Consider the following 12207-nt stretch of genomic DNA (forward strand, 5'->3'; position numbering starts at 1 on the left):
CCCCCTATCCGAAACTATATGCGGATAAAAGTGAGGATATTCATCGAGACTGTTTTGGGTAATACTGAACTGCGAGTGCAATATAAATGATATGAACGATTGAAGTAATGAAAGTACTGGTAATACCATTTACGATTGGAAACAGATCGAAAACGACGGTTATTAAAATCGGAACCGTTAGTGCAATTGCTGATGTTCTCCATATATGAAGAAACTGACCACGCCTTTTGAACACTTTAATGAGAAGTACCCCGACATAGGCAAATATGGTTATTCGAATAAAAATATAGAAAGTGCCTATTACAAGTTGCATTAAAAAAGCAATCGGATAAATTAATGAGCCTATTGTTTGTGCGTGTTCCATTAATTCAGGTGAATTTTCGAAAAGGACAACATCTCCACCGATAAATCGGATGAAAGATATTCCAGTGAAAAACGCCACAAAAATAAACACATAGGAGAATACTTTTCCTATGGGTAATAGTCGGAATGCTGCCAACTTTTTGGGTTGGTTCAGACTAGCACTCACTATTTGATGGAATTTCAAATCGACAACCTCCTTACCTTATAGATTAGTCTACCATTTTTGTACAACAATCAGGTAAGAACAGATTTCGACATTTTCATGTCATTTCTGTATTCAATTGTTAAGGTATTGTAAAGATTGCTCTGTTTCTATTTACAATAGGCGTTCGGCATCTGCATAATTAGTATGTTAAAGAAAAGAATGATTGGGGTTGACTATTGAATGGATATTAACTGGCAGGAAATGTTGTTCCAGTTTTTTGGTGGACTGGGAATTTTCTTGTTCGCGATTAAATATATGGGGGATGGTCTCCAAAAAGTAGCAGGAGACAGGCTCCGTGATATTCTTGATCGATTTACAACAAATCCAATTATGGGTATTCTCGTAGGAATTATCGTAACAGTTCTTATTCAATCGAGTTCAGGAACGACTGTAATTACAGTTGGCCTAGTTAGTGCTGGATTTATGACCCTTCGTCAATCGATTGGCGTTATTATGGGGGCGAATATTGGAACGACAGTCACTGCATTCATTATTGGTTTGGATGTAGGAGCATATGCGCTACCTATTATGGCTGTAGGTGCATTTATGATTTTCTTCTTTAAGAAAAATGAAATTAAAAACTTTGGTGAAGTAGTTTTCGGTTTTGGTGGTCTGTTTCTAGGCTTGGAGTTAATGAGTGGGGGGATGTCACCACTTAGAAGTTTGCCTTCATTTGCTGAGTTGACAGTATCTATGAGTAATCATCCGTTTCTTGGGGTTGTCGTAGGTACGGTGTTTACCCTGATTGTTCAAAGCTCTAGTGCAACAGTTGGTATCTTACAAGGTCTCTACTCTGAAAACCTAATCGATTTAAAAGCATCACTCCCGATTCTTTTTGGAGATAATATAGGAACCACAATAACGGCTGTATTAGCTTCTATTGGGGTGTCAGTTGCTGCAAGACGTGCAGCTGCGACACATGTTCTATTTAACGTTCTTGGGTCAGTAATTTTCTTAATACTACTAATTCCATTTACGGCATATGTTGAGTGGCTATCGACACTTCTGGGACTTGAAAAGAAAATGCAAATTGCTTTTGCCCATGGTTCATTTAACATTGCAAATACAATTATTCAGTTTCCGCTTATCGGGTTTTGGGCATTTTTAGTAACTAAATTGATACCAGGTGAAGACGTAACAATTGAATACAAACCTAAACACTTAGATCGTCACTTCATCGAACAATCTCCTGCAGTCGCAATTGGACAAGCTAAAGAAGAAGTAGTTCGAATGGGCGAGTTCAGTATACAGGGATTAAAAGAAACGTATGAGTATTTGAAAACAGGACATAAAAAACATGCGGAAACAGGATATCAAATAGAAGATGCAATTAATAATCTAGATCGAAAGATAACGGATTACTTAATTGAAATTTCTGCAGTAAGTATCTCTCCTGTTGAATCAGCACGTCATGTTGTTTTAATGGAAACTGTGCGTGATATTGAACGAATTGGTGACCACTTTGAAAACATTATTGAGTTAATTGATTATAGAGACGTAAATCGAGTGAAATTGACAGAAGATGCGATGGATGATCTTACTGAAATGTTTACACTGACGATTGAAACGGTTCAAAAAGCTGTTGATTCATTGGATTTAAATGACATGAACCTTGCTAGAACGGTTTCAGAAAAAGAAGATTTAATCGATAAAATGGAACGTAAATTTAGGAAGAATCACATTTTACGTTTGAATGAAGGCAATTGTACGGCACAAGCCGGCATGGTATTTGTTGATATTGTATCGAATTTAGAACGTATAGGTGACCATGCAGTAAACATATCCGAGGCTATTCTCGGTAAACGCGGTTACTAAAATGTGGTGAAGGGGGCAACTAAATGGAAATTATAGGTTGGCTAATAGCTATAGTATTTTTCGTAGTTGCTTTTGCAGGCCTGATTTACCCAATTATTCCGTCGGCCTTATTTATGGCGCTTGGATTTCTGGCATATGGCTTTGTTGTTTCATTTGATGAAATGAACTGGTTTTTTTGGGTAATTCAAGTGTTGTTTATTATTTTATTATTTGGAGCGGATGTGCTCTCGAGTTTAGTAGGTGTGAAAAAATTTGGTGGCTCGAAGGCGGGAATGTGGGGAAGTACGATTGGTCTACTGGTTGGACCATTTGTAATTCCTGTCGCTGGTATACTCATAGGGCCTGTTCTAGGTGCGGTACTTGCAGAGCTTATAGTTACACGCTCTGGTCTAAAACAATCTATTAAGACAGGTGTAGGTTCTCTGATTGGATTTCTCACATCAATAATTACAAAAGGATCCATTATGATTGTAATGATTATTGTATTCATGGTGTTTGTAATCTAACAAAACATATAAAATATAGACAAGTACTTTTTACAATAGTCCGTTTTATTTGAATGCGTGTCCAAATTTTGCTAGTATTAATAGTGGAATACACAAAAGAAACTTATTAGGAGGAATTTAATAATGGGATACACATTACCTGAATTACCTTATGCATATGATGCACTTGAGCCACATATCGACAAAGAAACGATGAATATTCATCACACTAAACACCACAATGCTTACATTACAAACGTTAACAAAGCACTAGAGGGCCATGAGGATCTTGCTAGTAAAAGTATCGAGGAACTTATTTCTGATTTAGACGCTGTTCCTGAAAACATTCGTACAGCAGTTCGTAATAATGGTGGAGGACATGCTAACCACACATTGTTCTGGGAAATTCTTTGTCCAAAAGGCGGAGGCACTCCAACAGGTGCATTAGCAGAAGCAATCGATAAGAAATTTGGTAGCTTTGATGCTTTTAAAGAAGCATTTGCTAACGCAGGAGCTACTCGTTTCGGTTCAGGTTGGGCATGGCTAGCACTTAATGACGGAGAATTAGAAGTAATGTCAACTGCAAACCAAGACTCTCCATTAATGGAAGGTAAAACTCCACTTCTTGGATTAGATGTTTGGGAGCATGCTTACTACTTAAACTTCCAAAACCGTCGTCCTGATTATATTGCTGCATTCTGGAATGTAGTCGATTGGGAAGAAGTTGCAAAGCGTTTTAACAAATAAGTACGATTTTTGAAACTAAGCACGTATCTTGTTCGTCACAAGATATGTGCTTTTTTTATTGGAGATGGTATAATCGATAATTGATAGTTAGAGAGGAGTGATTGATTGAAACAGCCGATTAGAAAAAGAAAAGTAGATGAAGCCAAAGTTCGACAACGGAAAATACTAACATTTAGAATGAACTTCCTATTCTTTTCGATATTCATCCTCTTCTCATTGCTTATATTTAGACTAGGTTATTTACAAATCGTAAAAGGCGAAGAGTATGTTCTAAGACTTGAAAAAACTGAGGAAATCCCGATAAATACAAGTGTTCCTAGAGGTCGGATCTTTGACAGAGACGGAAGAATACTGGTAGATAATGAACCGAAGAATGCTATTACCTACACGAAAACATCAAGAACTTCTTCAAGTGAAATTTTAGAAGTTGCAGAAAAATTAGCAGATTTAATTGAACAGGATACAAATAGAGTCACGCTCGGTGATAAGAGAGACTTTTGGATATTGAAAAATAGAGAAGCAGCAGCTATGAAAGTACCCAAAGAAGAAGTGGGAGAAATTGAAGGTTCAACTTCAGAAGTCCAACGGGAAGTTAATCGTAGAACTCGGCAACGAATTACAGATGCCGAAATTAATTCTTTTTCTGAAAGAGATCTAGAGGTTCTAGCTATTTACAGAGAAATGATGTCGGGATACGCTTACTCACCGCAAATTGTAAAGAGTGGCAACGTATCGGATGTTGAATATGCAACGGTGTCGGAACAGTTAGGAGATCTTCCTGGCGTAAATACAACGACTGACTGGGACCGCGTCCGAAAGTCAACCGCGACGGTACTTGGAACTACGACGAATACAAGGGAAGGGTTACCAAGGACAGACTTGGATTATTTCCTTTGGAGAGATTATTCGATGAATGACCGGGTTGGTAGAAGCTTTCTTGAAAAAACGTATGAAGATTTATTGAAGGGTCAAAAAGCAATTGCAAAAAACATTAAAGATCGAAGTGGTAAAGTTATTGAAACAAAAACAGTGAATGCTGGAATTCCGGGTAAAGATTTGATACTTACATTTGATAGTGAATTGCAACATAATCTGGAGCTTGCACTCACTGATCAATTGTTACAAGCAAAAGCAGAACCCAATTCACAAATGCTTGACCGTGCTTTTCTTGTTATGATGAATCCCAAGAACGGTGAAGTACTTGCTCTAGTAGGCAAGCAAATAGTTACAGACAGGGAAACTGGGAAACGCGAAGTGAGAGATTACGCGTTCGGAACATTCACAGATTCATATGTTCCAGGTTCAACTGTTAAAATGGCAACACTTTTAACGGGCTACCAAGAAGGAGCTGCGCGCCTTGGAGAACGTAAAATAGATGAGATGTTACTTTTTTCAAATGGACTCAAAAAAAGTTCGATCTTTAACCGTTCATTTAATCAAATTTCCATTTCTGATATCGAGGCAATTGGTCGTTCTTCTAACGTGTATATGTTTAAAACTGCACTTGCTATTGGAAACGGTACCTATCGTAGAGGTGGGAACTTATCATTAGATAGAGCATATGCATTTGAAACAATGCGAAATTCATACGAATCTTTTGGACTTGGATCTAAAACTGGAATTGATTTACCTGGGGAAGCTGTTCGTATACCTGGAATGCCTGATAACCCCGGTTTGATTTTGGACTATTCAATTGGCCAATACGCTACATATACAACGTTACAACTTGCGCAGTATGTGTCTACGATTGCGAATGATGGGTACCGCATTGCACCTAAAGTATTGAAAGAAATTCGTGAACCCTCTGAAGATGGAAAGCATTTTGGTCCACTTGTTCAGGAGAGTGAATCAAAGGTGTTAAATCGAATCAACAATACTGAACAAGAGATAACACAAGTAAAGCGTGGAATGTACCATACTTATTACGGGGCAAAAGGTTCCGCGTTTGGGTATCTAAAAGGAAAATCATACGATGCTGCAGGGAAGACAGGAACAGCCCAAGACGAAGTTTACGTAGATGGAAAGAAATACAATACAATTAACTTATCTCATGTGGGTTATGCGCCTTATGACAATCCTGAAGTTGCTTTCGCAGTAATCATCCCACATATATCCACAAACCAAAGTAAATATAAACCATTTCATAACCAACTTGCAGTTGCTGCATTGGACGCGTATTTCGAATTGAAAGAAGCGCGGAGTGGACAATTAAATGATTTTAATACACTTAATGAGATACAACCTCCTTTGGAAAGAGAAGAATAGTATATAAGTGAATAGCAGACCTACCAGGCTAGAGTTCTAGCTGATAGGTCTGCTATTTTTAATTCGGCGTTGTAATTATTTTGGCAATACGTTCGATTGACATCGTCGAATCAAGGTCGTATTCACCAATTTGAATCCTTCCATTTAACCCCTTAGCTTCTAAGTAAAGTTCAAAATGTGCAGTTTCGTTGAGAATCCCTTGTTCAACAAGTAATTGGGCAACCGTTGCTGAATCTGTGCCAGGTGAAATTACGAAAGTTGAATTTTCAAGTGGCTCCTCGTTAACATCTACGGGCTCCTCTTTCTGTGGATTTACTTGCTTATCATCTTCTTTAGTATCCACAGAAGAAGCCGTTTGTAGATTGGACAGTTCTATTTGTGTTGAATTTAGTTTTTCTTGGAGAGTATCCACCTTGGCTTGTAGCCCACTTACTGTTTCGTTACTTGACTTACCATCATCATCTGTCTGAACGAAATAAAGTAAAGTACCCGCAAGTATACATGCACCCCCAAGTGTGCGTAAAATCTCACGTATCAATTAAATCTCGCCTTTCTCTCGAAGAACTGAAAGGACTTCTTCCTTCGACAAGGAGGATCTTTTAGCAATGTCTTCGACAGAAAAGTCTTGTGCTTGAAGAGATAAAATCTGATTGACAATAATTTCATGAATTGGTTTTATAGAACTCTTCTTTTGGATTTTTGTATTTACAGGTCCTACGCCAATCATTAATTCTTCTTCAACAGCTCTTAATCGTTTCTTTAACCCGCTTGTTTCTTGATGTAAACTCATTGATACTTTTTCAAGTTCGTCGGAATAGTTACTACTCGAATTGCCTAGAAAGAAAGAGGCTACAATCGCAACTAATCCAATAACAATTAAAACCAATGGAAAATCCATATATCCACATCCTAAGTTAAGTTCTTTTGTCTATTTTAACATAAGTATTTCATTAGGGTAATTTCATTCTTTTTTATTGGCTATTTTAAAACGCTGTGTTATAATTGAGAAGTCGAATAAATCATGCTCATATGAACTGTTATCTACTGATGAGTGGGAGGGACAACAATGCGCACAAATATTATACTAGCTTGCACAGAATGTGGTGAGCGCAATTATACTTCAAAGAAAAACAAACGTAATAACCCAGAACGTCTTGAAATGAACAAATATTGCTCACGTGAAATGAAACAAACTTTGCACCGTGAAACAAAATAAATCGCTCAGACCAAAACCAATTTCGGTTTTGGTTTTTTATTGCCGATATGGGGTATAGATATGAATAAGAATAGATTAAGAGCCGATATGCTTTTTCGTTTGAATAAGATGAATCTGCAGGAATATAATCAATTGTCACGAGCAATCACAGATCGCTTTTTTTCCTCCGAAGAGTTTAAGACTGCGCAAACAATCGGGATAACAATCTCTCGATTCCCTGAAGTTGAAACACGGAAACTCATAGAACGAGTTTGGGATATGGGGAAGGTAGTTGTCGTGCCGAGGTGTATTCGAGAAACGCGGATGATGGAGTTTCATAAAATTACTTCTTTTGATGAGTTAGAAATTGTATATATGGATTTACTGGAGCCAATTGCATCGGAAACAACAAGAGTTCCACAAAGTGAAATTGAACTTCAAATTGTACCGGGAGTTGTATATTCCAACGATGGATATCGTATTGGATTTGGAGGAGGGTATTACGATCGTTATTTAAAGACATATAAAGGGAATACTTTGTCGTTAGCGTTTGAATGCCAAGTTGGATTCAATGTCCCAGTAGAGAGTCATGATATCGGGATTGGGGCAATACTTACTGAGAAAAGTCGGATATCGTGTCGGAAAGGTGAACAACTATGAAGGATCTGCTTGGAATCATTAACTTATTGAAAAGATTTGGTGTCTATATTTATACTGGGAACCGAAAAGATGATATCATTTTAATGGAGTCTGAAGTGAGGGATCTTTACGAAAGTGGATTATTGTTAAAAGATGATTATTTACTAGCGTTGGTTGTTTTACGAAATGAAGAGATCAAAGAAGAGTTCAAGGTAAGTGAATAGTCCTAAATTGAAAACTTTAGTACCTATTTACGTCTAAAATAGAAACTTCTAGAGACTTCAACCGTCTATTAAAGAGTGAATCAAATTACAAAATTTATCGTATATCTGAAAGGAAGAGAAGGAATGAAGAAATTTAGTTTGCCGAAACATTCCGTACTCATCATAGCAATCATTGCAACGTGGGTTACAACGTACGTTGGATATATTACGAGCTTTAATATGAAAATCGATAATGGGATGCAAGAATTTATTCTATTCTTAAACCCGCTTAGTTTTCTTTTGTTTGTTTATGGAATTGCATTATTTATGAAAAGTACGAAGAGGCGAAACATCTATATAGTTACAGTTAGTATATTGACATCGATAGTCATGTTTAGTAATGCCGTCTTTTACCGTTTTTTTAGTGACTTTATAACACTCCCTGTTTTATTTCAAACGAGTAACTTCGGAGATTTATCAAGTTCAGTTACAGGCAATATGAATTTGACAGATATCTTTTTCTTTGCTGATGTAATGATTATACTAGTAGCAATAAAGTTCATCCCTAAATTTGAACAAACTGAAAAACAAGGGAAAGTGGCTCGTAAACTTTATTTCGTAATGACTGCTGCAATATTGATGTTAAATCTTAGTTTAGCAGAAGCAGAAAGACCACAGCTACTTACACGTAGTTTTGACAGAGAAATCTTAGTGAAAAATATTGGTGCTTATAATTATCATATTTATGATGTTTTTCTTCAATCAAAATCACATGCTCAGCGTGCACTTGCTGATGGCAGTGAACTAGTAGAAGTGAGTAACTATATCAATGCGAAATATGCTCAACCTGATCCCGAGAAGTTTGGGCTTGCAGAAGGACGCAATATAATTGCTGTTTCACTAGAATCACTACAATCCTTTGTTATTAATGAAGAAATGAACGGGCAAGTAATTACTCCGTTTTTAAATGAGCTTACAAAAGATCCAGACACATTTTACTTCTCAGATTTCTACCATCAAACCGGTCTCGGTAAAACATCGGATTCTGAGTTTATTTTAGAAAACTCATTATACGGAGTGAATGGTGGAGCAGTTTTCTTCACGAATAGTGGAAATACGTACGATTCGTTTTCCGAACGTTTAGGTGAAAATGGCTACTTTACAAATGTAATGCACGCAAATAACCGTAGTTTTTGGAATCGCGATATAATGTACGATTCGTTAAATGTTGAAAAATTTTATGATGTTGAAAGTTATGTGATAGGAGAAGGTCAAGCGGTTAACTGGGGAATGAAAGATATTCCTTTTGTTGAACAGTCTGTAGCATATATGCAAGACATGCCTCAACCTTTTTATTCAAGACTAATTACATTAACAAATCACTACCCTTTCGATTTGGATGAAGAAGATATGCTAATCGAACCGTATGATTCCAATTCAAAGACATTAAATAAGTATTTCCAAGCTGTTCGTTACATGGATGAAGCGATTAAAGTACTTTTTGATGAATTGAAAGAAAAAGGTTTATATGATAATTCGATTATCGTGATGTACGGTGACCATTATGGTATTTCTGAAAACCATAATAAAGCGATGGGTATGTATTTGGATAAAGAAATTACTGAATATGACAATGCTAAATTGCAAAGTGTTCCATTATATATTCATATTCCCGGCTCAGGTGAAGGTGAAGTTATTGATGAGGTTTCTGGACAATTAGATCTGCGCCCGACATTGCTACATCTTATGGGTATCGAAACAAAGGGAGACCTTCAGTTCGGTTCAGATATACTGTCGCCAGATCATGAACCGTTTGTAATCTTCAGGGATGGTCGATTCGTTACGAATCAACATGTTTTTGTGAAAGATGTTTGTTACGATACTGAAACAAGTGAAGAAACAGATATTGCTGGCTGTGAACCATTTATCGAGCGAGCAGCAACAGAACTTGGATATTCAGATCGGACAATTATTGGAGATCTTCTTCGTTTTAAAGAAGACGATAGGAATCAACCAATACTTCGCGAAAATAAAATGAAATAAAACCAATAACTACTGCGCGGAGTTACTCCGTGCAGAATTTTTTTATAGAAAGTAGAACTTGGATAGAAAGGAGCGTGTGCTGGTGAGACGATTGCTTTACTTCTTAATTGTGACACTATTATTGATGGGAGGCTGCGTAGCGAAGACAGAAGACGTGGAAGAACCAATTCAACCACTTGAACCTATAGAAGAAAATCCAATTAAAGAAGAAGTAGAGCTTAAAACACTGCAAACAAATACTTCTAAATTCCACTTTGTTGCCGATTGGCTTTCAGACTTTGAGGTTTTATTTGTTGAGAAAGAATCGAACTTTTATTATGTGAAATCATTTAACCTGGAAACAGGAAAAATAGAAATAATACATAAAGACATATCGATAATTGCAGACGTCCTCATCCATCCTTCGAAGGAGTATATTCTACTTCATACGACTGACAATCCTACATCCGCAGTACTTAAAATACTTTCATTAGACGGTACGATTCATCATGAGATTACGTTAGAGTCTTCTGAACTTGCAATTGAATGGAATGATTTAGATCCGTCACTTGTTCTGTTAACGGCGTTTCATCAAGACTGGTCTTTCGATGTGTTTTTATACAATCCGGATGAAGAAGTTCTTAAATTAATTGAAAGCGGAGATCCGTTTCCAAAGTGGTACGGTACAGATCGTATCGTCATAAATTTATTTGAAGGTCATCCATTAGATGGCAGTACACTAATGCTATTAAATATGAATACTGGGGAAGAAGAAATTACCGATCTTACAAATATCGTTTACCTTGATACATACGGTAATTCACTGCTGACAGTTAAAGTTGATGGTGAGCAGAAAGCAATTTATACATTAATCGATGTGGAGGGAAATCCTACTGTTGAATGGTTTAATCCTGCCGTCAGCAATTATTCTGAATGGATTTTCCCGGAATTTTCTTGGATATCTGAAGACAAGCTCTTTATGTCCTCGCCTGATGAGGGGGGACAACTTGATGAGCTTACGTCTCCTTATCGACTCTTTCATATAGTAGATGGAGAAAAGAAGGTTGTGGCGGACGTTGGTTTGTCTACCTTTTTAAGATGCTCACCGGAGGGTACGAAGTGTTTGACCGGAGATTTTGGAGAGAATCTAATTGACATACCTTTAGGTGAAAAAAATAGATGGATTCATTTTGATGAATAAAAAAAGAACCTCTGCAAATTATGCAAAGGTTCTTTTTCTGTTACAAATAAACTGGATAGCCTTGGAAAATAATTGTCGCGATTGTGAAACCACCGAAAACTACACAAGCACCAACGTTGAAAAGGATGCCCAAAACGTTACGTTCTTTAATAGCTTGAAATGTACCGACAGCCGCAAGAATTCCAACGAGACCAAAAATAATCATTAATAAGTTCATCGTAATGACACTCCTTTCAAGACAAAAAAATTAAATACAAATTTAGTAATACTCCTCCTCTATTGTAATGTTTACAAGTAAGTTTGTCGAGGTTAATAAGTGACGATTGTTTGAAATCGTTACGTCGGTTCGTTAATATAGCTATAGGGAGGCTGACTAAATGTTGAAAATTAGTACATATCCATTAGGTCCAATTCAAACGAATTGTTATATTGTTCAAAACGAAGAGGGTCATTGTTTAATTATTGATCCTGGTGAAGAGAGCCAGAGAATTATTAAAGAAGTTGAAAAAGCTGAATTAATACCTACAGCAATTTTATTAACGCATGCACATTTCGATCACATTGGCGCTCTCGATGCAATTAGAGATTACTTTTCCATAGCCGTTTATATTCATCAAGATGAAAATGAATGGCTCACAGATCCTGCTCTTAATGGATCGGGTAAGTATCCAGGATTACCGAATGTTGCAACTCGAGAAGCAGAACATTTGTTATATGGAGATAAAACTTTGAAAATAGGGTCGTTTACTTTAGAAACACGTCACACCCCTGGGCATTCTCCTGGGAGTGTTTCCTTTATTTTTAAGGAAGGGAAGTTTGCAGTTGTAGGGGATACGTTGTTTCAAAATAGTATTGGAAGAACGGATTTAATTGCCGGTGACACAGATTTGTTGCTGTCTTCCATTCGTACTAAGTTGTTGACCTTGGATAACGACTTTGTAATCTATCCGGGACACGGTCCGAAAACTACACCAGAACGTGAAAAGGCTTCGAATCCGTTTTTAAGAGGTTTTTAATAAAATACTGAAACAAAAAAACAGCCATTGATAGGCTGTTTTTTTGTTTCG

General features: G+C 36.9%; 14 protein-coding genes. 10 read left to right on the forward strand and 4 right to left on the reverse strand.

The window, feature by feature from the left end:
• Positions 1 to 40 precede the first annotated feature (40 nt).
• Positions 41 to 547, reverse strand: coding sequence for a DUF1189 family protein (locus ACXYMX_RS06155; protein WP_459043366.1), 507 nt, complete (start codon positions 545 to 547; stop codon positions 41 to 43).
• 201 nt (positions 548 to 748) lie between these two features.
• Here ACXYMX_RS06155 and ACXYMX_RS06160 point away from each other — a divergent pair, with 201 nt between their 5' ends.
• The 4 genes from ACXYMX_RS06160 to ACXYMX_RS06175 all read left to right on the forward strand — a co-directional run bounded on the left by ACXYMX_RS06160 (position 749) and on the right by ACXYMX_RS06175 (position 5880).
• Complete coding sequence (locus ACXYMX_RS06160) at positions 749 to 2383, forward strand: Na/Pi cotransporter family protein (RefSeq protein WP_459043367.1); 1635 nt, start codon at positions 749 to 751, stop codon at positions 2381 to 2383.
• Positions 2384 to 2406: 23 nt separating this feature from the next.
• Positions 2407 to 2889, forward strand: coding sequence for a DUF456 domain-containing protein (locus tag ACXYMX_RS06165; RefSeq protein ID WP_459043368.1), 483 nt, complete (start codon positions 2407 to 2409; stop codon positions 2887 to 2889).
• 123 nt (positions 2890 to 3012) lie between these two features.
• The gene (locus tag ACXYMX_RS06170; protein ID WP_459043369.1) at positions 3013 to 3615 is read left to right on the forward strand and encodes a superoxide dismutase; all 603 of its coding nucleotides are present in this window, start codon (positions 3013 to 3015) and stop codon (positions 3613 to 3615) included.
• Positions 3616 to 3720: 105 nt separating this feature from the next.
• Positions 3721 to 5880, forward strand: coding sequence for a peptidoglycan D,D-transpeptidase FtsI family protein (locus tag ACXYMX_RS06175; RefSeq protein ID WP_459043370.1), 2160 nt, complete (start codon positions 3721 to 3723; stop codon positions 5878 to 5880).
• A 58-nt stretch (positions 5881 to 5938) separates the two neighbouring features.
• Here the strand turns inward: ACXYMX_RS06175 and ACXYMX_RS06180 are convergent, their stop codons facing one another.
• On the reverse strand, positions 5939 to 6418 hold the full coding sequence (locus ACXYMX_RS06180; RefSeq protein WP_459043371.1) for a hypothetical protein: 480 nt from the start codon (positions 6416 to 6418) through the stop codon (positions 5939 to 5941).
• Positions 6419 to 6778 carry a hypothetical protein gene (locus ACXYMX_RS06185; RefSeq protein ID WP_459043372.1) on the reverse strand — a complete coding sequence of 120 codons (360 nt, stop codon included), beginning with the start codon at positions 6776 to 6778 and terminating at the stop codon, positions 6419 to 6421.
• Positions 6779 to 6946: 168 nt separating this feature from the next.
• On the opposite strand from ACXYMX_RS06185, the gene rpmG reads away from it, so the two are divergent.
• The 5 genes from rpmG (at position 6947) to ACXYMX_RS06210 (ending at position 11140) form a co-directional block, all read left to right on the forward strand.
• A complete protein-coding gene (rpmG, locus tag ACXYMX_RS06190; protein ID WP_459043373.1) occupies positions 6947 to 7096 on the forward strand; it encodes a 50S ribosomal protein L33 in 150 nt (49 codons plus the stop codon).
• Positions 7097 to 7156: 60 nt separating this feature from the next.
• Positions 7157 to 7735 (forward strand): 5-formyltetrahydrofolate cyclo-ligase, encoded by a 579-nt coding sequence (locus ACXYMX_RS06195; RefSeq protein WP_459043374.1) that lies wholly within the window; start codon positions 7157 to 7159, stop codon positions 7733 to 7735.
• Positions 7732 to 7938: a YqgQ family protein gene (locus ACXYMX_RS06200; RefSeq protein ID WP_459043375.1), complete on the forward strand. Its 207-nt coding sequence runs from the start codon at positions 7732 to 7734 to the stop codon at positions 7936 to 7938. The genes ACXYMX_RS06195 and ACXYMX_RS06200 overlap by 4 nt, the downstream gene beginning before the upstream one ends.
• A 123-nt stretch (positions 7939 to 8061) precedes the next feature.
• Positions 8062 to 9960 carry an LTA synthase family protein gene (locus ACXYMX_RS06205; RefSeq protein ID WP_459043376.1) on the forward strand — a complete coding sequence of 633 codons (1899 nt, stop codon included), beginning with the start codon at positions 8062 to 8064 and terminating at the stop codon, positions 9958 to 9960.
• A gap of 82 nt (positions 9961 to 10042) precedes the next feature.
• Positions 10043 to 11140, forward strand: a complete 1098-nt coding sequence (locus ACXYMX_RS06210; protein WP_459043377.1) for a YqgU-like beta propeller domain-containing protein — start codon at positions 10043 to 10045, stop codon at positions 11138 to 11140.
• A gap of 40 nt (positions 11141 to 11180) precedes the next feature.
• On the opposite strand, the gene ACXYMX_RS06215 is transcribed toward ACXYMX_RS06210, so the two are convergent.
• Positions 11181 to 11357, reverse strand: coding sequence for a DUF2759 domain-containing protein (locus tag ACXYMX_RS06215; protein ID WP_459043378.1), 177 nt, complete (start codon positions 11355 to 11357; stop codon positions 11181 to 11183).
• Positions 11358 to 11517: 160 nt separating this feature from the next.
• Between ACXYMX_RS06215 and ACXYMX_RS06220 the strand changes: the two genes are divergently transcribed.
• Positions 11518 to 12156: an MBL fold metallo-hydrolase gene (locus ACXYMX_RS06220; RefSeq protein WP_459043379.1), complete on the forward strand. Its 639-nt coding sequence runs from the start codon at positions 11518 to 11520 to the stop codon at positions 12154 to 12156.
• Positions 12157 to 12207 lie beyond the last annotated feature (51 nt).

Source organism: Sporosarcina sp. CAU 1771, from assembly GCF_054482775.1.